The organism is Candidatus Poribacteria bacterium, assembly GCA_028820845.1.
In the GTDB taxonomy this organism is placed as follows: domain Bacteria; phylum Poribacteria; class WGA-4E; order WGA-4E; family WGA-3G; genus WGA-3G.
The window spans coordinates 91,267-112,412 of sequence record JAPPII010000022.1 but is presented as its reverse complement, the minus strand read 5'-3'; the positions used below and the strand labels follow the sequence as shown (position 1 = coordinate 112,412).

General features: G+C 47.5%; 18 protein-coding genes. 3 read left to right on the top strand and 15 right to left on the bottom strand.

The window, feature by feature from the left end; genetic code table 11:
• The first annotated feature begins 24 nt into the window (after positions 1–24).
• Positions 25–1,674 carry a HEAT repeat domain-containing protein gene (locus OXN25_05825; protein MDE0424367.1) on the top strand — a complete coding sequence of 550 codons (1,650 nt, stop codon included), beginning with the start codon at positions 25–27 and terminating at the stop codon, positions 1,672–1,674.
• Positions 1,675–1,761: 87 nt separating this feature from the next.
• Here OXN25_05825 and OXN25_05820 read toward each other — a convergent pair whose 3' ends face one another.
• The 4 genes from OXN25_05820 to OXN25_05805 all read right to left on the bottom strand — a co-directional run bounded on the left by OXN25_05820 (position 1,762) and on the right by OXN25_05805 (position 6,459).
• Positions 1,762–1,974, bottom strand: coding sequence for a DUF433 domain-containing protein (locus tag OXN25_05820; protein MDE0424366.1), 213 nt, complete (start codon positions 1,972–1,974; stop codon positions 1,762–1,764).
• A gap of 108 nt (positions 1,975–2,082) precedes the next feature.
• Positions 2,083–3,501, bottom strand: a complete 1,419-nt coding sequence (locus OXN25_05815; protein MDE0424365.1) for a sulfatase — start codon at positions 3,499–3,501, stop codon at positions 2,083–2,085.
• Positions 3,502–3,548: 47 nt separating this feature from the next.
• On the bottom strand, positions 3,549–5,735 hold the full coding sequence (locus OXN25_05810) for a tetratricopeptide repeat protein (GenBank protein ID MDE0424364.1): 2,187 nt from the start codon (positions 5,733–5,735) through the stop codon (positions 3,549–3,551).
• Complete coding sequence (locus tag OXN25_05805) at positions 5,722–6,459, bottom strand: FRG domain-containing protein (protein ID MDE0424363.1); 738 nt, start codon at positions 6,457–6,459, stop codon at positions 5,722–5,724. The genes OXN25_05810 and OXN25_05805 overlap by 14 nt, the downstream gene beginning before the upstream one ends.
• Positions 6,460–6,649: 190 nt before the next feature.
• Here OXN25_05805 and OXN25_05800 point away from each other — a divergent pair, with 190 nt between their 5' ends.
• Together OXN25_05800 and OXN25_05795 are read left to right on the top strand one after the other, a co-directional pair.
• Entirely contained in the window at positions 6,650–8,164 is a 1,515-nt protein-coding gene (locus OXN25_05800) for a sulfatase-like hydrolase/transferase (GenBank protein MDE0424362.1), read from the top strand.
• Positions 8,165–8,188: 24 nt separating this feature from the next.
• Positions 8,189–8,896 carry a hypothetical protein gene (locus OXN25_05795; protein MDE0424361.1) on the top strand — a complete coding sequence of 236 codons (708 nt, stop codon included), beginning with the start codon at positions 8,189–8,191 and terminating at the stop codon, positions 8,894–8,896.
• A 43-nt stretch (positions 8,897–8,939) separates the two neighbouring features.
• On the opposite strand, the gene OXN25_05790 is transcribed toward OXN25_05795, so the two are convergent.
• From OXN25_05790 to OXN25_05740, 11 genes are all read right to left on the bottom strand, one after another.
• Entirely contained in the window at positions 8,940–9,758 is an 819-nt protein-coding gene (locus tag OXN25_05790; GenBank protein ID MDE0424360.1) for a phytanoyl-CoA dioxygenase family protein, read from the bottom strand.
• A gap of 112 nt (positions 9,759–9,870) precedes the next feature.
• Entirely contained in the window at positions 9,871–10,614 is a 744-nt protein-coding gene (locus OXN25_05785) for a hypothetical protein (GenBank protein ID MDE0424359.1), read from the bottom strand.
• A gap of 67 nt (positions 10,615–10,681) precedes the next feature.
• A complete protein-coding gene (locus OXN25_05780) occupies positions 10,682–11,461 on the bottom strand; it encodes a phytanoyl-CoA dioxygenase family protein (GenBank protein MDE0424358.1) in 780 nt (259 codons plus the stop codon).
• A 112-nt stretch (positions 11,462–11,573) separates the two neighbouring features.
• Entirely contained in the window at positions 11,574–12,386 is an 813-nt protein-coding gene (locus tag OXN25_05775; GenBank protein MDE0424357.1) for a polyphosphate kinase 2 family protein, read from the bottom strand.
• A gap of 112 nt (positions 12,387–12,498) precedes the next feature.
• Complete coding sequence (locus tag OXN25_05770) at positions 12,499–16,002, bottom strand: hypothetical protein (GenBank protein MDE0424356.1); 3,504 nt, start codon at positions 16,000–16,002, stop codon at positions 12,499–12,501.
• Between the two features lie 188 nt (positions 16,003–16,190).
• A complete protein-coding gene (locus tag OXN25_05765) occupies positions 16,191–16,877 on the bottom strand; it encodes a YIP1 family protein (GenBank protein ID MDE0424355.1) in 687 nt (228 codons plus the stop codon).
• A gap of 120 nt (positions 16,878–16,997) precedes the next feature.
• Positions 16,998–17,360: a tetratricopeptide repeat protein gene (locus tag OXN25_05760; GenBank protein MDE0424354.1), complete on the bottom strand. Its 363-nt coding sequence runs from the start codon at positions 17,358–17,360 to the stop codon at positions 16,998–17,000.
• A gap of 228 nt (positions 17,361–17,588) precedes the next feature.
• Positions 17,589–18,029: a hypothetical protein gene (locus tag OXN25_05755; protein MDE0424353.1), complete on the bottom strand. Its 441-nt coding sequence runs from the start codon at positions 18,027–18,029 to the stop codon at positions 17,589–17,591.
• Between the two features lie 107 nt (positions 18,030–18,136).
• Positions 18,137–18,505, bottom strand: coding sequence for a hypothetical protein (locus OXN25_05750; protein MDE0424352.1), 369 nt, complete (start codon positions 18,503–18,505; stop codon positions 18,137–18,139).
• Between the two features lie 10 nt (positions 18,506–18,515).
• Positions 18,516–20,366, bottom strand: a complete 1,851-nt coding sequence (locus OXN25_05745; GenBank protein MDE0424351.1) for a transketolase — start codon at positions 20,364–20,366, stop codon at positions 18,516–18,518.
• 146 nt (positions 20,367–20,512) lie between these two features.
• Positions 20,513–21,076 carry a tetratricopeptide repeat protein gene (locus OXN25_05740; GenBank protein MDE0424350.1) on the bottom strand — a complete coding sequence of 188 codons (564 nt, stop codon included), beginning with the start codon at positions 21,074–21,076 and terminating at the stop codon, positions 20,513–20,515.
• Between the last annotated feature and the right edge of the window lie 70 nt (positions 21,077–21,146).

The following is a 21,146-nucleotide window of genomic DNA, read 5'->3' as shown; positions in this document are numbered from 1 at the left end:
AAGAAATTGAGAGAAAAAGGGCGTATGACAACAGTTAAACAGCAACTTCTAAACGATGAAGACATTCGCCATTTCATTGTGAATGGATATGTCAATGTTACTGCCGACGTACCGACGCACATCCATGAAACCATCTATGATAAAACGGATGAACTCTTCGCTGGCACGACGGATTTTCGAGGCGATAGGCAGCATAACCCACTCAATAACATTCTACCTTTGGTCCCGGAACTTCAGATAGTTTTGGAATCTCCAGAAGTACGGGGCGCGCTTACGAGTATTTTGGGGAATGGGTATGTCATGCATCCGCATCGGCACTGCCATCCCAATTTCGCCGGAAGCACACCAACTGGGAAAGAGAATGGCGAGGAACGGTTGATGATGCCGCTCCATAAAGATGGACACGCCGGTGGAAAACGCCCACGGCATCGAACGCCGCGTTGGGCGATCCTTTTCTACTATCCGCAGCCCTGTCTTGCGGAGCAGGGGCCGACGTGTATCATTCCGGGGACGCAGTACATCCGAGAATTTATGCTGGAGGGTGAACGCGAGCGGCACGAAATGCACGCTGAAGGCGGAAATGGGACGCGACTGCTCTCTGAGGATTTCCTGAATCGAAATCTCGTCCCGATGTCCGGTGAACTCGGTACGGTATGGATTATGCACTTCGATATGGTGCATTCATTCCTCCAGAACTACGTCTCGCTGAACCGGTACGGTATGAAATTCGTGTTTATGCGTACGGAACAGCCGACGGCACCTTCATGGAATAGTAAAACCTCCATCTGGCAACCGCCTGAAATCAACCATGTCCCTTACGATGCAGAGATTCTCTGGACCTATATGTGGAATTGGATGTACGGAAAGACGGATTTGTATGAAACTGACCGTCCAGACACGACAATGGATATAGCGTCAGCAGTTGCGGCGTTGAAGGCAGACGATCCAAATGTCCGTATGAAGGCCGCCAGCGAATTGGGCTTTATCGGAGGCATAGATGCTGCTGAGGCGATCCCTGCGCTCGTTGATGCGCTCAACGATAGTTACGAACCGGTACGGCGGAACGCCATCTATGCGCTCGGTGCGATTGGAAAACCAGCTGTCGAACCCCTCATCGACGCGCTTGATTCAGAAAAAGAGGCGTTTGAGATGGAGCCGATTCTCCACATCTGCGACCCAGCGCACGGACTCGCAGCGATTGGTGCATCAGGGGTGCCTGCACTCATAGCCGCATTGAAAGATGAACGCGAGAACGTCCGCGCGTCAACGGTTTATGCGTTGGGTGAAATGGGTCCAGTTGCAGCAGAGGCAGTTGATGGGCTTATTGCGTTGCTGACAGATGAATCGGAAGAGGTGCGGCGGCATGCAACCTCGGCATTGGGTATGATTAAAGTCCCCGTGTCGAAAACGGTTCCGGCGTTGGTACGGGTTCTGGCAGATCGCGAAGATACGGATTTAGCGTTCTTCGCGGCACAAGCATTGACCCGTATCGGACCGGATGCGACTGAAGCGGTTCCGGCGTTGCGCGAGGCATTGCTGAGTGATTCGGCATACGTGCGTGGTTTTTCCTCCGAAGCATTGAGTCGGATTGGGACTGCTGAAGCGTTACAGGCACTCGTGCCGTTCCTGCGGACTGCGCGCTGGTTTAACTATGTGAAGAAATCTATATCATAAACGGGGCGCAGCGGCTGGGTTTAAGACGTAAGGTGTCCTTGAGCCAAGGGGCGAGTGCAGGAGAAAGTTGCCCGTCGATCCAAAACTTCATGCAGCAATTACAGGATGGTTAATTTTGCGTGAGGCGAATTGGAGACAAGCGACGATGTCTTCGTATTCCAAGGCTGGCATTTCATCAAGAATTTCCTGAAAAGAGAGACCGCTCGCCAACAAATCTAAGACATCTGTTACCCGAATCCGCATACCGCGAATACAAGGACGGCCCCCACACTGATCAGAATTAAAAGTGATTCTATCCATAGCATCTATCTCCTTTTTCTTTTAATCATAACAGGTTTATTGAGAGGATTTCAAACGAATTTGATTTAGTCCGCTTACAGACTTCTCCTAAAGTTTCTGGTGATATGTCTATAATGTAGCGGTACGTAAGATAATTCGGTCTTCAGTCCAATTATCGCGATACCACGTACACGCCTCAAAGGTGTCGTTGAGGGTATCCATACGCTGTTTTAGCATTCCCCGGAATTGCTCTCGGAGTTCAGTGGCTGTGGGTTCATCAATCAGGTTACGGGTTTGGAACGGGTCGGCGAGGTTATCAAAGAGTTTCTCGCTCCTATCCGGACGGTGAACGGCGTAGGTATACTGCTTCGTGCGGAGCGCCCGCCACTCATAACCGTCTTCCCATTTCGCCGTACACCCCATGCCTTGCATAAACGCTGCATCGGGTTCGTCCGTCGATTGATTAAAAGCGGCGCGGCTTAAATCCGTGCCTTCAACATCCGCTGGAATTGGGAGGTCCATCATCGAGAGCAGCGTCGGCATAATATCCGGTGTATTTAGGCATGCATCCGAGATGTGTGCTTCTGGAATCTGTCCCTGCCATCGCACCAGAAACGGCACCCGTACCGCCTCTTCATAAAAGATGTTCTTGGCGCGGCGACCTTGCGCGCCGAACATCTCCCCGTGGTCGGAGGTAAAGACGAAAATTGTGTTGTCACGCAATCCTAAGTCGTCAACTGCACGGAGCAACCGCCCAACATTCCGATCCAGATTGGTGGTCATCGCGTAATAGACGCGCATCCACTCAGGGAGTTTAGCGCGTTCCGCGGCGGACATAATCGCCCATGTATCACCATAGGGGTCGTTTTCGTCTCGATAGTTTAGCGGTAAGGGGAAGTCAACACCCCGGAACAACTCATAATCCTCATTTGGAACATTGTCTTGTGTCCATGGATCGTGTGGTGTTCCGATTGAGAGGAAAAGCGCGAAGGGATCATCTGTTGTTGCTGCGCGTTGTAGGTAGTCGATTGCCAAATCGGTCTGCCCATCGGGTTCATATCCAGGAAGGACGATTTTCTCAGGCGCGTCCTTGTGGTAATAGGCATCGAAATAGAGATGATGAAAATTGTATGCCGACCACTCTCCATCGAAACCGAGTCGATAGGGTCCGGGTGGGATGTAAGAATTCCTTGGATCGTTGTGCCTTCCCAATTGATTAGCCCATAGATGCCATTTTCCGATGTAACTCGTCTGGTAGCCGTTGCGATGCAGGACATGCCCAAAACAGTCGTGATTTGGGTTCATTCGGAGTTCATTAATCGCCATACCGGTGCTACTGGCATATTTTCCGGTGAAGAGCGAAGCGCGATAGGGTGCACACATCGGACTCCCAGAGACAGCGTTGCAGAAATTTGCACTCTCTGCTGCAAGTTGGTCGATATGAGGTGTCCGTGCGCGGGTATCTCCGGCGTAGCCACACGACTGATAGCGGAGTTGGTCGGCGAACACATAGACGAGATTGGGGCGTTTTTCGGTTGAACGGGACATCAAGAGACTCCACATTAATAAACCTGGAGTTAACTCACTTTAACACTTTAACTGGCAAATAGGCTGGGCGATCTTTGACTTTGAGGTTGAAGCAAGCCAGCTGGTATGGATGGCGTTGAAGGTTTTTCTGGTTGTTGCAGAGACATTCCTGTAAAACTTTCAGATGAATACGATACCATTTTGCTTTGAAAACCAAACGGATTTTCTTCTATAGGTGAAATGGAAATCTGTTCCTTTTTCTCTCTTAACATTGCAGCAATATCTTTTGGCAATTTAACGCCAGTTTGCTTTTCAAAGCTAGCAACACTTTGATAGTCGCCGCCAAAAACAGCAGTAATATCTATGCCTTTGTCCGCTGCCTGTGTTAAGCTTGCTTTGGCTTTCTTCCATTCTTGTTGGTGTAGCCAAGCCATTGCGCGATTGTAATAGGCTGGTGCATAATCGGAATCTAATTTTAGTACTTTCGTATAGTCTTCGCGTGCTCGACTAAACTCGTTATTGCTGAAGTAAGCCAGACCGCGATTGTGATAAAATGCTGGATCATTTGGATTCAATTCTATCGCCTTACTATAATTCGCAATAGCCGAGTCAAAATCCCCTTCGTTGCCGTAAACATTGCCAATATTATTATAAGCTGTAGCATTGTCTGGATTCAGTTTTATTGCCTTGTTTAAGTCATTAATCGCTAAATCCACTTCACCTATATCACCATAAGTAACACCGCGATTAACATAGGCTCTGAAATGCCCTGGATTGATCTCTATCACTTTTGTATAGTCTTTGATAGCCAAATCAAGTTTTCCCACGCTATTGTAACCAATAGCACGATTGAAATAGATATCCGCATGATAGAGACGAAGTTCTATTGCCTTCGTGCAGTCGTTAATCGCTTTGTCTACCTCTCCTACAATACCGTAAATTGCTCCCCGACTGGCATAGGTCCTTGCATCATTAGGATCAAGTTGTATAGCCACGGTGTAATCCGTAATCGCCGAGTCAAAATCACTTTTGAGTAAGTAAACATTACCGCGATTATGATAAGGCACAGCAAATTTTGGATCAATTTGTATCGCGCTTGTATAATCCGCGATAGCATTGTCGAAATCACCTTTGTTACTATAAGCGATGCCACGATTAATATAGGATGGAATATGATCCGGTTGAAGTTGAATAACCGTAGCATAATCTATAATGGCTAAATCAAATTCCTTTCTTCTGCTATAAGCAATACCACGATTAAAATAGCACTCGGCGTGATTTGGAACATATCGAATTACTTCCGTATAGTCCGCGATAGCGTTGTCAAATTCGCCTTTATTGCTGTACGCATTGCCTCGTTCATAATAGGCATTGCGGTAATTGGGGTGTAATTGTATTGCTTTTGTGTAACTTTCAATTGCCGAATTCACTTCGCCTGTGTTGTCGAAAGCCATACCCAAAATCAGATGTGCATCCGCAGCATTGGAATTGCGTTCCAACGCTTTTTCACAATCTGCGATAGCGGAGTCAAAATCTCCCCTAAGACTATGAGCAGTTGCGCGGGTGACATAAGGATGAGCAGCATTCGGATCGAGTTCTATTAACTTTTGGCAGTCTGCGATAGCGGAGTCAAAATCGCCTTTAAGTAAGTGAATGTGCCCTCTCATAACATAGACTGGCAAGTAATTGGGTCTCAACTCTATCGCCTTGCTATAGTCTGCAATAGCTTTATCACCTTCACCCTTGCTGCTATAAGCATTACCGCGAATAGCGTAGACCTCAGCAAAATTCGGCTTGAGTCGTAATGCCTTGCTATAATCCATAATAGCGAAATCAAGTTCATCTTTATCTCTGTAAGCGTTGCCTCGAACGAGATAGGCTTCAGCAATATCAGGATTAAGCCGTATCGACCTATCACAATCTGCAATAGCAAGATCAGTTTCGCCTATGCTGTTATAGGCGTGGCCGCGATGGTAATACGCTTCGGGGTGATCGGGTTCGTATTGGATTGCCTTCGTGAAGTCTTCAATTGCTTTGTCAATGTCCCCTTTAGCACCGTGTGCCATACCGCGACCGTGATAGGCCCTGGCAGGCTGGCGGGTCCAGAAAATGGCTTCTGTATAGTCGTTAATGGCAAGGTCAAACTCGCCCATTTTACGGTAAACATTACCACGGTAGATGTAAGATAAGGCGAAGTTTGGTCGCAAGTCAATGGCTCTGCTATAGTGCTTGACAGCTTCTTCATAAGGCGCCATCTGCGTTGGAGTCACCATTTTCTACACTCCCTTTTTGCTCCTGGATTAGACCTTTGTAAATTGCCATGTAGACTTCTATGCGGATGGTTTGATCTTTGATAAAGCCATGGATATCGTTGTAAATAGTTTCAACAGATATACCGTGGGAATTTCGCAGGTGTATTAGTATAGGTTGCTTGAGATCAGCTGGAATATTGATAATATCGTCCTCGTTGGGTTCAATAAAACCATCTGGATGTCGAACAAACACGCTCTTCTGGGCAATAACACGATTTATTGGTTCATAAGATTCCTGAATGTATGGATCTATTTGTTCCTTTTTTTGCAATATAACTCTACCATCTTTACTCCGGGAACCATCACAAGCCATGAAAAGTGCAATAAGATAATCCGTTGTGAAATCAATAAGGTTTGTTTTTCCGCCATAGTGTTGAATTTCAGATAAGCGTTCAAGCTCGCTAATCGGTTCACGCGAAAACCTATTAGCTGAGGTCAACAGTACTTCTTGGAATGCCTCTATATCAAAGTATTTTGCCGAGACATCAAAGTCGTCATCCTTCAAAAACTCGCGATAGAAGTTTGAAGAAACTTTACCAAAATAAGGCTCTTCCTCATGGCGTTCAGGCTCACCGCGGTAAAGATAATTCCCGGTGTTCGCTTTCGCTTCTATTTTCCGGAGTATTTCATCAACTGTATTTGGTTCGTTTTGATTTTCTCTGTCCATTCGCCTTCCTTTATCGCGATGCTGTCTAAAAGCGTAACACATTTCGGAAAGGGTGTCAAACGAATTTAATCAAGTCTATAGCATTCCTCTTGAATTATTCCTCGTAAACTGATATGCTGATTCTCACCAACACATACATCACAAAGGACTTCTGTAGCGCAAGTTTTCGCTTGCAGGCTACGCGAAAATTATGGCAACTAAAACCAGACCGAATATCCTACTCATCACCAGCGACCAACAGCATTGGAACACCCTCGGATGTCTTAATCCTGAAATTCAGACCCCGCACTTGGACGCATTGGCAGCGCAAGGTACGCTTTTCAATAGAGCCTATTGCCCGAACCCCACCTGTACGCCGACGCGCGCCTCTATTATCACCGGGAAGTACCCGAGTCAGCACGGTGCTTGGTCCTTGGGGACAAAACTCTCTGAAGATGAACATACTGTCGGTGAAGATTTCACAGACGCAGGTTACCGCACGGCTCTCGTCGGAAAAGCACACTTTCAACCGCTCCATGGCACTGAAGAATTTCCGTCTCTCGAATCCTATCCGATTCTCCAAGATTTGGACTTTTGGCGGAGCTTCAACGAGCCATTTTATGGGTTTGAACACGTTGAACTTGCGCGTAACCACACCGATGAGGCACACGTCGGACAGCACTATGCCATCTGGATGGAAGAGAACGGTTTGACGAATTGGCGCGACTATTTCCTACCGCCGACTGGAAATACGCGTGGTCAGTACCGAAAGTGGCCAATCCCAGAGGCATACCATTACGATACTTGGATCGCCGAACGTACGAATGCCCTCATGGAAAGGTATCAACAGAACGATGAAAACTTTTTCCTCTGGGCAAGTTTCTTTGATCCACACCCGAAATATCTTGTTCCTGAACCGTGGGATACGATGTACGACCCGTCAGCATTAACAGTGCCGTCTGTAACAGAAGGGGAACACGATAACAACCCACCCCATTTCCAATTGACACAACAACAAAAACCGGACTTCTCGGCTTGGCGTGAAAGTGGGAAAGGAGTACATGGATTCAACTCACATTTACGCGATCGAGATGAACTCGCTAAAGATATTGCTGTCTACTATGGGATGGTGAGTCTGATGGATAAATACATCGGAAAGATCCTGGCGAAACTCGATGAACTCGGATTGGCAGATAATACACTGGTTGTGTTCACTTCTGATCATGGACACTTTTATGGACAGCACGGACTCGTCGCGAAAGGGGCATTTCACTATGAAGATGTTATCCGCGTTCCGTTTATTGCGCGGTATCCGGGTGTTGTGCCTGCTGGGAGACGGTCCGAGGCGTTACAGACGTTGGTAGACTTGGCTCCGTCGTTCCTGAGTGCGACTGGTATTGACATTCCGCGTCCGATGACGGGTGTAGATCAGACTCCGGTCTGGTACGGACAGTCAGAAGCGGCACGCGACCATATTATTGTCGAAAATCGCCATGAACCGACAACTGTACACGTCAAAACTTACGTCAATGATCGTTACAAGTTGACCGTCTATTACAACCGAGACTACGGTGAGTTGTTTGATCTGAAAGCGGATCCTGGAGAAGTCAATAACCTGTGGAATTCTGCTGAGCATGCCGAGTTGAAAGCGGATTTGGTGATGAAGCTGCTGTTCGCGGAGATGGGGAAAGAACCGTTATGGATGCCACGGACTTCGGGGGCATAAGATGAAAGATGAAGGGAAAAGGTAATGACATCTAAAAGGTTTAGAAGTTTTCTATACTTCTTTCACATTGTTGCATGCACTATTGTCTTCAACCAACAGAGTTTTGCTGGCACATGGACAGACGCTTTTGAAGACGACAACACACAAGGATGGGAGATCATTAATACGCGTGGCGAAGATGCGAAATGGTGGATTAATAGGGGTGAAGCAGTATGTGAAACGTTTAAACCCAATACCCCGAGTATATTGGCAACAGGTGAAGTCGCTTGGAGAAACTATTCGTTTTCATGCAAAGCCAAATTAGTTAAAGCGAAAGGCGAACCGGCTACCGTTGGAATTATACTCCATCATGAGTGGGAGAAATTTTCCTTCTACGTTCTCCGAATTTTGTATCCTCAGAAACTCGTCCATATCACAAAAATGAGCGAAGCAGGTACAAGTACATTGGGTGAGTTCGATTTCGCAGCAAAACTGGATACGTGGTATGAACTAGCTGCCTCTATTGATAGCCGAGGGAAAATTAAATTTCAAATTGATAATGTGATGTTCACTGCTGTTGATAGAGATCCGATAAAAAACGGGAAAGCCGGACTTATGGTTGTCCGCGCACAAGCTCGGTTTGACGATGTTGAAATCACAGGAACGAATATACCGAACGGTGGTCCGGGCATTCTCCCCGTAGAACTGAATGGCAAACTCGCCATCACATGGGGAGAGCTCAAATATCAATAATGAGAATACGTTTGGAAAGCACGTTTACGGGAAAAATAATAAATCAATACCGCCGTTTCCAGTGCCAACTGTCGCTTCCTGAAATGAGGGGACGGATGTCCTCCGGTAAGGTCTTAATAAATTCGGGACTAACTTCGTTACCGGGCCATTCGCGTACCATCGGGGGTGTGTAGCCGGAGATAAGGATAACACGCTCTTTGTCGCTACGGATAGCAGTCGTGCTGTGAATCAATGCTTCGGCAAAAAGCAGCACGGAACCGGCTGATGCCTCGACTTGGTAGATGAGTTTGTCATCGGATAGTGCAGCCTCAACCATTTCGCTCTGATCCCACGTCAATCGGTGGCTTCCGGGGATAACACACGTCCCGCCGTCGTCTGGACCGACATCGGTGAGGTAGGCGAGTGTTTTGACAAAGATGCAGTGGAACTTGTTCTGCTCTACATAGGTCCCCCACCCGTGTTGTGTGCCACGATGAAAGCCGGTCGGATTATAGCGACGTTTGTGGAGTTCATCAAGTGGTGTCTCTGGATTACGGCTATTGATGATGGCTTCGGTCTCTTCCAGACGGACAGCACCGCCTACGACCTCTTCGACCAGTGGCACGAGTTTTGGATGTGCGGCGTATTCCAACAACGCTGGGTCATACGCAACAAGGTTGCCGAAAAGGACATGGTGTTCGCGCTGCCCGCGGGCATAGACCCGCTTGGCATCAAGGTCGTCGTCGGCTTTCATTCTGTAGAGTGCCCCTTTCATGCGCTCGATTTCGTCGCTACTCAGGACGTCCTCTAATAGGACAAAGCCGTAGATGTCGAAGTGGAGCCGCTGTGCTGGTGTCAGGCAAACTGTTTCGCTGTTATTCATTTTTTATCTCCAAGACCGAGAGATATTCCTACGTAGCACAACCTAACAGGTTTGCGGCGTACTCGCCCAGATGCAACGTGCATCATGCTACAAATACCCAATTCACGTTTTCTTACAACCCGTGCTTAACCTGTCCCCAAAATGTGGTGAGTTTTTGGCTGGGATCAACGGCGAGATCGAGTGCATCTGCGCCTTCATAGACGAGTAGATCGTCGAAGTAAGCTGGCGAGGCCATGCCCCAGACATAGAAAGCGAACCACTTGGCGGTGGGACCGAGTGCGGGGTTCCGAAACGGAAGGCCGTCTTCTGCTTTGGCACCCAAGGCATCGTCCCTATCGTCTCCTGAGGCGAACGAAAATTCACTTTTTTCAAAATCGGCGATGATGCGGACGTACTTCCATGTATCGGTTTCAAATTCCCCAATGGGCTGCCAGGCAGCACCGTCGTAGAGGCGAACCATATCTGCGTCCCAATTGATGTAGGTGCAGCCATTGTTCTCACCGATATTGTCAGCAGAAGCGAGCTTAATATTCAAGGAGCGTCCACCCCCTTCAACATAGATCCAGAATTCAGCAGAAATGAGAGGATTGTCGGTTTCTATAGGCACACCGAGTCCATCCCCGTCTGCACCTGCTAAGATAGCGAGTGCCTGTTTATCGGTTTTGACGGTGTCCTTAGTAACCTCAAAGTCTCCGCCAATTGCCTCCCAGTCGTCGGGTGTATCGCCGACAGTGAATTCCTCAAAACCGGTCCGCACAAAGACCTCTTGTGCGACTGTAATTGGCACAATAACGAAACTCAAGACAACAGCAACAGCCAGTAAAAAATACCAACCAGAAATACTTTTTTGAATCATCTTTTACTCCTTCGTTTCATTGTTTTTTCTATTTGTGTGCGGCAGAACGGAGTCTGCCTACTACTTTTCAGGGCATCCAGAGATTCCACTCCCCTTTTTTCTCCCATTTACGACATGAGAGGCATAAGCACATATATCGAATTGCGAAACGTGCGGAACTTCCAACATTCATTGTGCCAGAATGCGGCAGTAGATGGTGGAAAAAGAGGACATCCCCCTGTTTAGCAACGATCTCCATCGGCTCGCCTAAATCCATCTCTGGAAACTGCGCTTTCATATCACCGACATGGTTGGAGAACTCCGGGTTTTTCTTGCGAAACTCACGAATCCGTTGTGGACCTTCGGGCCATATTACCGTCGTCCCGCCGTGCGAATTGGCATCAGTGAGGTAGGTGAGACTGGTTGCGCGGAAGGTTCCAGGATCCAATCGGAAATCCCGAAAATCGCCATCTAAATGGGGTGACGGGTTTTTCCAATCGGTTGAAACGGGGAATTGATTCAGTGCCCAGATACCATCCGGCTGTTGACTTTCACAATGTGGGATCTCTGGATATCGGGAAGCGAGTTGCTTAAGGATAGTGAGGTAATCAGGCGTGCAACACGCTAAGACATCGGGATGGGTAACACCGTAAAGCTCAACCCGCTTTCCATCTCCCATTTTCTCCATGTAAAACCCGGCAAGGTGTGGACGCTTAAACTGTCCCCATGAGTCTGGGTCTTCCGCATCCATTCCCATCATCTGCCACATTGCCTGCTCTGCTTTTGTGACAGTCTCTTTCGGAATCAATCCTGAAAGGAGGAGGTAACCTTCTTCTTCAAATTGTGCTAACTGCTGTTCTGAAACCATGTTTTTAACTATTGCTCCTGGGCTGCTGCGTCCGTTGTCCTTGCAGGTGTTCGGTAAAGTTAGCAACCTTTTTTGCCCTAAAGCAGGTTTTTTAACGATTGCTAAAGGTGCTTCAATCAACAATCCTGAGTTGGGTAACATCAATCTTAGGTTCAGGATACTGCATGTCGAGTTTTTTGAGTGCATCAACAACACACTCTGCAATAACGAGGTTCCGATACCACTTCTTATTCGCGGGGATGATATGCCAAGGTGCCCAGTCGGTACTACATTTTTGGAGCATAACCTCAAACGCTTGCATGTAGTCGTCCCAATAGGCGCGTTCCCGAATATCAGATGCTTCGACTTTCCAATGTTTTGTCGGATCGCTAATCCGAGATTCAAGCCGTTGTTTCTGTTCATCTTTCGAGATATGAAGGAAAAATTTCAGAACAACCGTTCCACTTTCAACGAGCATCCTCTCAAAATCGTTGATTTGCTGATAACGCTGCGACCAGACCGATTCCGGCACAATGTTATGTACCCGAACAACGAGGACATCTTCATAGTGTGAGCGGTTAAAGATGCCGATTTTTCCTTTCGATGGGACGACTCTGTGGGCACGCCATAAGAAATCTCGAGAGAGTTCATCTGCGGTTGGCACTTTGAAATTAACGACATTGCAGCCTTGGACGTTGATGCCAGACATCACCCCCCGAATGGTTCCATCTTTGCCGCATGTATCCATGCCTTGCAGGATAATGAGCAGGGCATGTTGGCTTTCAGCGTAAAGCAATCCCTGAAGTTCCAGGAGTTGCTTATGTAACTTTTTAAGTCTTTTCTTGGTTTGACCCTTCTTCTCGTAAGTTCCGGTATATTCGGGTGGGTGATCGTCCAAACTGACTAACTCACCCGGATTGACAATACTTTTAGCTTGAAGTTCCATATTTTTTCGCTTTCGGCTATCAGCCATCAGCTGTTAGTAATTAGTGTGGCAGTGGCAAACGTTCTTACTTGCCACAACGATCTCTGGCTGAAAACTGGTTGCTGACAGCCAATTATTGTGATAAAGATTCGTAATAGTCATCAACGAGTCTTCGGTATTCAGGTGGGACACCCTCTTTAGCAACTTGTGTGAGTCGTTTTTTCTCTTGAAGGGTGTTGAGCCGATCCTCAAGTGCGGCTTCAAGTTTATTCAGGTCGCGAATAACGAATTCATAATTAGGGAACGGGTTTGAACGATTTCCAGGACGGTGGTCCATCGTATCAAGCATACCGAGCCAGAGTTCATTAAGTTCGCGATCAGACTCTCTACCCCCAGCACGTGCTTCCTGATTTTCGGCTTCACCGTCTTGTCCGGGTTGCTGACCGGGCTGCTGGTTTTGTTGTCTTTGCATCGCTTGTTGTGCTTGTTGCAGGCGTTCTTCGAGCTGCTGTTGCTGTTGCGCGAGTTGTTGCTGACGGCGTTGCTGTTCTTCCGTCTGTTCTTGCCCTTCCATCGCCTGAAGCTCGCGTTGGATATCCTCCATCTGTTCACGCGCTTGCTGAAGTTGTTGGAGCGCAGTTTCGAGTTGTTCTTCCTCAGTGTTTGCCATATTCGCTTGCGCCTGTTGGAGATCGGCTTGCGCTTGATTGAGTGCATCAAGTGCCTCTTGCTGATTCTGATCAGCGGCTCGGAAGCTTCGCCACTGCAAGGCACGCTGTGCGGTTGACATATCCTCCAAGGTCTGTTCCTCTGCGAAGCGTCTTGTAGCATCCCCTACGTTTTGGGCTGCCTCTGGATTTTCCGGGTTGAGTTGCGTTTGAAGATTCCTCAATTCGCGTTCGAGTGTTTCCAAATCTCGCTGAAGTTCGCGCTGCTGGTTAGCGAGTTCAGATGCCCGTCGGAAATCTTCAGGACGCATTTCCGACTGTTGCGAGCGGCTTCTGAGTTCCTGTGTCTGTTGTTGGACCTCAGATTGCGCCTCTGTCAACTCCTGAAGCTGTTGTGCGGTTCTCTCAAGCGTATCTTCTGTGAACTCCGCGGCGACCCTCTCCAACTGCTCAATAGCCTCCTCAATCCGCTCTTCCGCCTTTTCTCCCTTGGCGGCACTGAGCTGAGGTTGCTGTTGCTCCATGCCTTCCGAGGCTTCCTGCATCTGTTCACCAGCCTGTTGCATCGCTTGACCTGCTTGATTGAGGCGTTCCCCTTGTGTCCCCTGCCCACTCTGTTGCATAGTGCCGAGCTGCTGTGCCATCTGTTGTGCCTGTTGTGACAACTGTCCCTGTTGCTGGCTATTCTGCTGCATCTCGCTCGGAGAAGGTTCACTTTCACGTCCTAATTGCTGGCTCTGTTGACTGAGCTGCTGTTGTTCCTGCAACATCTGACGCGCCTGATCTAACATCTCTTGTGTCTGTTCCTGCATTTCCATATCCAGTTCATTCTGCTGATTCTCAAGTTCACTTTGCAATTCTTCCATCTCGAGTTCAAGGTCCTCGGCGGCTTGCGGATTACTGCTCCGCATTTGCATGAGTACTTTGGGAATCTCAAGGTTGACTTTGATGAGGAGTTCAAGAGCATTTTGCTCTGGCGGTATCGCCTCAGTCGGCTGGATGGCATTCAGATGGTCCGTTGCTTCACCCATGTTACTAATAGCGTCTTCCAAATTCATCAGAATCTCAGGTGAGACCTGCGCAGTCGTCTGTATAGCCACGCTCAACTCATCTACGAACTTTTGCGTTTTATCTTTTAATTCGGCTTGCTTGTCAGCAGTCTGCTTGACAGCCGACTGATATTCTTCACTGGTTGTAGATTGAGCGTTCGTATGCTTCCACGTGTCTCGGATAATCTGCTTCTGAGAGGCAATGATACCCGCGAGTGGATTTGGTTCCGCTTGTGCTTGCGCTTGTTCTGATTCACCTTCATGGAAATCCTCGTTAAAGGGTCGGATTTCGATGAAGTAAATGTCGCTGCTGGCTTCACCAGGACCGGTCTGTGTGTTATTATCAGTGGCATGGGCGTAGTAAGAGATAACATCACCCGGTTCCACGTCAAATTCTTCGATATAGAAAGTGTAGCTGCCATTTAAAACACGATGCACAAACGCATCGTCCGTCGCTTTTTCTTCAATAGCACTTAAAGGTGGGGCATTGGCATTAAGGGCAATCTTTTGCAATTCATCGGCACCGATGTGATATCTGAGTTTTAATTCAGCGATACCGTAGTCGTCCGTTGCCTCAGCAATAATTTCCACTTCACCTAACTTTGTAGTTTTAATATCACGCCCAGGTTCCTTGATTACGACTTCAGGCGCAGCGTCTGGAACAGCCTTAATGTTGTATTCAATAGGTATCTCGTTGTTGAACCCATCAATACATAGGAGTTCAACAGTATATCTCCCGTTCGCAACAACATCTATGGCTGTTGTCAGCGTGTTCCCATCAGAAATAACCATTTGTGTTGGCTCGGGTTCCGGTGTTTCTGTTAATTTTTGAAAAAAAGAATCCTGCCTTGTATCCGTTTTAAGCGTGAACTTTGCGGTTTGAATGGCTTTATTTGTTACAATTTTGAGTTCTGCGCGCGTGCCGACGACAGCCTGAATATCACCTGTCCCTGTTTGCACGACAGGTTTAAGTCGGGTATAGGTTGGATATGTGTAAGCAACAGATATTTCAGTTACTCTCGGCATATCAAATACTTCGACCGTATAGCGTTCCGAAGTAACCTCGTTCGCGACGATATAGTATTCCATATCGGCATCAATATTGAAAATCTCATAAGCGAACCCACGCTTGTCCTCCGGATTTCGCAACATGCCAATCATAGTTTTGGACTGCTGTTCGGTTGTTTCGACTTCAGCAGTAGTGGGATCCGATTCACGAGTATCCTGATAAGCGAGAACAACCTTTTCAGCAGACTTGCCGGTGACAGTGACATGAATGGGTAAACTCTTGCCTCGTAGAATACGAGCGTTTCCCGGCTCAACAGTGAGGTGCGTCGTTAAAATCGGGTCGGTTTTTTCCCAAGGGGTGAATACGCGGAGCAAGCTGGTATGTATTTCTTTCGGAAATAAGAGTGAGAGGACGCAACAACCAACAAAAACCAAAGCTGCAATGCCAACATGCTTGCGAGTGCGACTGTGATCAACCGTCGCTCTAAAATCAATCCCTTCCGTCCGCTGTGTGGTATCCGCCAACAGGCGTTGGAGCATGTGCGCTTCAATTGGATCCGTTGATTCCCGGTCTCCGAATTCGATCGCACTGATCAATCTATCCTCAAGGTCGGGATGGTTTCGTTCAACATTAAGGGCGACATCACGGAGCGTGAGTGATGCCCGGAGCGGTTGAACGAGATATTTATATAGTAGGTAACCCGTAACGCCTACACCGACTATTAACAATGCAATACGGACAGGACTTGGAAGCGGCATCAACCAATCAATGATAGCTTCACCCGCAACTAAAGCGATAATGCCTGTCAGGACAATAGCAAACCCTGTCCAGAAGAGACTGCGTTTCCACACACGTCGCGCCCTCAAAATTCTTGCTTGTAATTCTGCGTAACCTTCCCTTGTATTCATCATTCTCCTCCACCTACATTATATGGCTATCAGCCATTAGGGCGTTCCGTTGTCCTCCACTCTCAGCAGTCAGTATGCTTACCAACTATCAGGGCATTTTTCGACCCCACCGATGCTGAGCGTCCAAATTAACTCTAAAATCTACCAATGCTCTATAAGATTCTAACGACTCTCTTTTACGCACGTGTTCCCTAAGAAGAATATCCAACTTGGAATATAACATCAATACCAACTCTTAAGAGCCAAATAATTACCGCCGTAAGACACGCTTTTGTTTTCCTGACTTCCGCGAGTGTAGCAACCGCTACAGTTAAAACAAAGATATTCCATATAGCTAAAATATCAACAAAACTCAAAAACACCAAAAGATACTGATTTTCGAGGGTTGGCACCAACATGTGGAGTCCCGGAATCACTCTTAAATCAATGAGTGTTTCAATATCTTCAACGCGCCTAAAAACTGGAACGAATGCGACATTGATAAAAAATATCGCTGGATTAATCAAGATAGTGTGCCACCAAGCGGCGAAGACATGTTTAAACTTGAGTGCCTCATTTGCCTCGAAAACTCGCGACACCACGATAAGTATAGCACTGAACGTAACGGCACAGAGAATGCCAAGAGCAATGCCGCTTACCGCAACAAGTCCCATAGATGCCGCTTTGGTAGATCCAAACAGTTGAACATCGGCCAAACTACTTGCATACTCTGGGTTAACAAACTTCTGTGTAAATGGAAAAACGATCCATGCCAGCAGCACGACGAGGAAGCAGAAAACGAAGAATGCAACACCGTACTTTGGTTTAGACTTCAACCGCGTAAACGTAGCCTTTGGGTTCACAACGAGATCAATGAGATTTCGCCAACTCTCTCTCATAACAACGATTCTTAGGACCTGGACATGTCACGGCATCGGTGCACAGGTTTCTAAAACTACAGATAATATAGCAAATCCGAGACGAAATAGCAAATATTTCAATTGAAGTAGAAATCGCTGCTACTGTTCACTTTTCTCTGATTCCAACTGTGTTTTCTGCCATCCGTAATCAACATCTCCATTATAGAATTTGTCTGGATGCTCAACTGCCCAAATTTGCTTATGGATAATCCAGTTTTCTGGATCCAATGCAAGTGCTTTTCGCCATTCAGCCATCGCTTCCTGTTTTTTACCGCTCTCCAGCAAGATGAGACCGAGTTGAAAACGGGCCATCGCTTCAGTAAGAGCTTGGGCAACTGGTTCATTTGAGCGTTTTATATCGCGAAGCAGCACCGCATTATAGTCAGGATCTGAGAGCCATTTTTCCAACATCATAAGCGTCTCTTTATCGGCAACATTGATGCTGAAAGGTGCTTTAACCATACGACCCGCCTCATCAATCAGGACACCGTAGGGGATAGCTTTGAGGTTGTAACGGGTGCCGAAGATATTTTGTGTATCAACGAGTGTGACGAAATCGGCGTTCGCAGCATCATGCCAAGGGCGGACGACCGAAGCACCTTGTGCATCGAGGGCAATAGAGACGAGGTTTAATTTCTCTCGGTATTTGTTATAAAATTGCTGCCAGCCCGGCAGTTGTTCACGACACCCTCACCAAGACCCCCACACGTAGAGGAGCGTCTTTTTCCCTCGAAAATCTCGTAAATGTCTTTGGGTATCCCGCAGATCGGGAAGCGTAAATTCGGGAGCAAGATGCATAGGTTGAATAACCTCCAATCTGTTTGATGGTGCCCTATAAATTTCAAATCCGAAAGGCTCTGTGACGCTTTCAGGTCGGACATAAACGACACCATTAATAATGTCCACAACACCGTCTTTGCTATCCTGAAATCGGAGGGGTACACAGAGTTCCGATTCCGTTTCTCGACAGAGAACCGCCATCTTTTCGCCTTGTGGATATTCCACTTTTAATCCGAGTCGTTCCGCGAAATTCTCTAAAGGTACCAACCAGACCCCATCTTTTAAGATAGGTGGCGCGGTAAACACGACGGGCTGGGCATCTATTGAAATCTGAAAATCAACACGCTTCATGTTATCCTCTTGGGCATCTCCTATTTGCAAACCTATTACACAGAACAAGGCTGTGAAGATCAAAAACTTTAGCGTATGGGGCACTTTGTGATTCCATCTTGCAGTAATCATTCTGTTGTTTTCTCTCTGTGCTGCGAATCGTAAGTGAGGAATTCAATGATCTCATCAGCGGTTTTCGGCGTAAGCCCGGATCCCGGTTTTCTCATCATTTTATAGACATACTCTCGCCATTCTTCCGATGTGAAGGTAGAATTAATCGGGCGTGCAACGGTATGGCATCGACTACATTTACGGGTAAAGAGCTCATAAGACCCTTGCATCTTAGGGGAATAGCTGCTAACATCAATAAAGTTAGGTCCCTTATCCGCTGGATAGGTTTTCGGTGCGACGCGCGGCACGCGTAACGCGTAAATCATCCCGATACCTACAAGAAAAATAACCCCTAAAACAACGATCCAAACAATTGTGTTACGCATTTTTTAATCGCTAACCGCTAATCGCTAATAAATCTTTCACTTTCCGCACAATAGCATCTGCACTAATCCCATGATGTTCCAAAAGTTCCTCTGGCTTCCCCGAACGCGGTATTCCTGTTACTGCGAGTTTGTGGACGCAAACGCCGTCAGCTGCGACAGCACTCAACACAGCATCTCCCAAACCACCTTCAGGATAGTGGTCCTCAACAGTAACCAGAGTATTGTTAGTCTCAGCCGCAGCAGCTTGCAGTGCCTTCTTGTCAATCGGCTTAACGGAGTAGAGGTCAATCACACGGATAGCAATGCCATCTGCAGCAAGTATTTCGTATGCTTTAAGCGTTTCGTGAAGCGTTACACCCGCGGCAATGACGGTTACCTCATCTGCATCGCTTTTACGTAGTACCTTCGATCCACCAATGGGAAAACTTTCATTAGCATCATAGAGGATTGGGGTTGGTGGACGCGAGGTTCGGAGATAAACGATACCTTGGTGCGCTGCAGCTCCTGCGACGAGGCGTTCTGCGGAGACGGCATCGCTCGGATAGAGTACGGCTGCTCCTGGAATCGCTCGGAACATTGCGAGGTCCTCTAAACCCATCTGCGAGGGTCCGTCTTCACCAATTGAGACCCCGCAGTGTGATCCAGCATATTTAATATTGGCTTGCGAGATAGCGGACATCCGAATCTGATCGTAGGCGCGCGATAAAAACGCTGCGAACGTCGAAACAAACGGAATTTTCCCGCGTTTTGCTAAACCGATGCCGGCACCGACCAAATTTTGTTCGGCGATGAACATCTCAAAGTATCGGTCTGGATAGAGTGTCATAAATTGCTCGGCGTAGGTAGAGTTTTTTGTATCACCATCAAGCGCAACGACATCGGGGTTCGCAGTTCCGAGTTTCGCGAGTCCGGTGCCGTAACCGCCGCGTGTTGCGACCTCTTCGTCCGGTGAATAGTCTGGTGGGTCACATTCGGTTGGCATCGCGCCATTTACCTTTATCGGATTCGGTGGTTCAATCTGAACGGGAACATCTGTATGTAGGGGACCAAGCTCAGCCAACGCTTTATCAAGGTCTTCGCCTTTGGCGACTGCTTTCCCATGCCAGTTGTCCGCGTTCTCAAGGAACGAAACGCCTTTGCCCTTAAAGGTTTTAGCAACAATCATTGTGGGTTTATCGGTTGAGGCTTTCGCTTCGGCGAGTGCTGGTAGAATTTCGTCAAAATCGTGTCCATCAATACCAATAGTTTGCCACCCGAACGACTCGAAACGTCGGCAGTAGGTGTCAATATCAAAGGCGTACATAGTCCGCTGGCTCTGTCCGAGTGCATTGACATCAATGATTCCGATAAGGTTATTGAGTTGGTAATGAGATGCCAAAGCGGCGGCTTCCCACACTCCCCCTTCAGCAGTCTCGCCATCACCGAGGAGGACATACACACGGTAATCAGATTTATCTAAGTATTTACCGTTGAGTGCCATACCGAGCCCAAGCGATAAACCTTGTCCGAGGGATCCCGTTGCTACCTCAGTCCACTCGAACCGTGGTGTCGGATGTCCTTCCAAGATGCTGTCAATTTGTCGGAGCGTGCCCAGTTCATCCGTTGGAATGATACCTGCTTCGGCATAAGCAGCGTAAAGGAGGGGTGCGGCATGTCCCTTGGATAAGATGAACCTATCGTTGTTCGGATTCTGTGCGTCGGTAGGGTCATAGCGCATTGCATGAAAAAAGAGTGCAGAGACGATATCCGCAGCAGAGAGACACGTGGTTGGGTGCCCGGATCCGGCTTCCGATGTAGAGACAATGGAATGAATACGTAAATTGGTTGCCTTTTGTTTGAGAAGGTTTTTTAGGGTTTCCACAAATTTTATCAATCCTTTTTTAGCGTTATCAGCTATCAGTTAAGAATCCTTTGTAACAATCTATCCTCGACTTGGCGTATTCCAGTGAAATGGTGAAGTGTTATAAAATCCCTCGTCGCTGACCGCTGAAAGCGGCTTACTAATTGCTATTTCGTGTTCAACTCGTCCGTTCTACGCTGTGCAGCTAACGTGAGATAATGCCCCTGGCAATTTTGGATAAGGGCCCTGAAAGTCTCAATGGCTTGCGGAATATTTTCCGTTTTGACGTAAGCCTCCGCCTGCCAGTACATTGATTTCGCTACGATCTCGTTGGCTTGCTCTTCGGTTAGGTCGTGTGCGGCGCGTTCGGAGGCGTTTTCAATGGCTTCGTCAAATTTTTCGATTGCCTGTTGATAATTCTTCTCCTCATAATAGGCTGTGACAGCGTTTGCATAGGCATGACTACTCTGCTCATAGAGATGAAAAAGGACACTTCCTTGTGGTGTTGCAGTCAAGGGTGCTGAGATTTCTTCCAATTCACCTTTACCGAGTATCTCGGCAATTCGATCATAGGGATCAGATTCATTGCTGTCATCATTACCTTCTGTTTCTATTACCTCTGATTCTGTTTCAGGAGAACCTTCATTTTCAGAGAAGTCATCCTCTTCGTTTGGCGATAACTCCTGTGGCTCATCCTCAAAATCATCTGTCTCGTCATAGTTAAATAGCATCCGTTCCTCCATTTTTTGACATCCTCACCCCGCTAAAGCGTGGGTGATTCCTTTGTTCCTTATAGGACAA

Excerpts from the sequence above, each read along its gene's own strand:
- OXN25_05770 (MDE0424356.1), bottom strand. The coding sequence starts at position 16,002 with ATGATGAATACAAGGGAAGGTTACGCAGAATTACAAGCAAGAATTTTG.
- OXN25_05775 (MDE0424357.1), bottom strand. The coding sequence starts at position 12,386 with ATGGAACTTCAAGCTAAAAGTATTGTCAATCCGGGTGAGTTAGTCAGT.
- OXN25_05750 (MDE0424352.1), bottom strand. The coding sequence starts at position 18,505 with ATGCGTAACACAATTGTTTGGATCGTTGTTTTAGGGGTTATTTTTCTT.
- OXN25_05795 (MDE0424361.1), top strand. The coding sequence starts at position 8,189 with ATGACATCTAAAAGGTTTAGAAGTTTTCTATACTTCTTTCACATTGTT.
- OXN25_05755 (MDE0424353.1), bottom strand. The coding sequence starts at position 18,029 with ATGAAGCGTGTTGATTTTCAGATTTCAATAGATGCCCAGCCCGTCGTG.
- OXN25_05825 (MDE0424367.1), top strand. The coding sequence starts at position 25 with ATGACAACAGTTAAACAGCAACTTCTAAACGATGAAGACATTCGCCAT.
- OXN25_05740 (MDE0424350.1), bottom strand. The coding sequence starts at position 21,076 with ATGCTATTTAACTATGACGAGACAGATGATTTTGAGGATGAGCCACAG.
- OXN25_05810 (MDE0424364.1), bottom strand. The coding sequence starts at position 5,735 with ATGGCGCCTTATGAAGAAGCTGTCAAGCACTATAGCAGAGCCATTGAC.
- OXN25_05780 (MDE0424358.1), bottom strand. The coding sequence starts at position 11,461 with ATGGTTTCAGAACAGCAGTTAGCACAATTTGAAGAAGAAGGTTACCTC.
- OXN25_05790 (MDE0424360.1), bottom strand. The coding sequence starts at position 9,758 with ATGAATAACAGCGAAACAGTTTGCCTGACACCAGCACAGCGGCTCCAC.
- OXN25_05815 (MDE0424365.1), bottom strand. The coding sequence starts at position 3,501 with ATGTCCCGTTCAACCGAAAAACGCCCCAATCTCGTCTATGTGTTCGCC.
- OXN25_05760 (MDE0424354.1), bottom strand. The coding sequence starts at position 17,360 with ATGGTTAAAGCACCTTTCAGCATCAATGTTGCCGATAAAGAGACGCTT.
- OXN25_05800 (MDE0424362.1), top strand. The coding sequence starts at position 6,650 with ATGGCAACTAAAACCAGACCGAATATCCTACTCATCACCAGCGACCAA.
- OXN25_05785 (MDE0424359.1), bottom strand. The coding sequence starts at position 10,614 with ATGATTCAAAAAAGTATTTCTGGTTGGTATTTTTTACTGGCTGTTGCT.
- OXN25_05820 (MDE0424366.1), bottom strand. The coding sequence starts at position 1,974 with ATGGATAGAATCACTTTTAATTCTGATCAGTGTGGGGGCCGTCCTTGT.
- OXN25_05765 (MDE0424355.1), bottom strand. The coding sequence starts at position 16,877 with ATGAGAGAGAGTTGGCGAAATCTCATTGATCTCGTTGTGAACCCAAAG.
- OXN25_05805 (MDE0424363.1), bottom strand. The coding sequence starts at position 6,459 with ATGGACAGAGAAAATCAAAACGAACCAAATACAGTTGATGAAATACTC.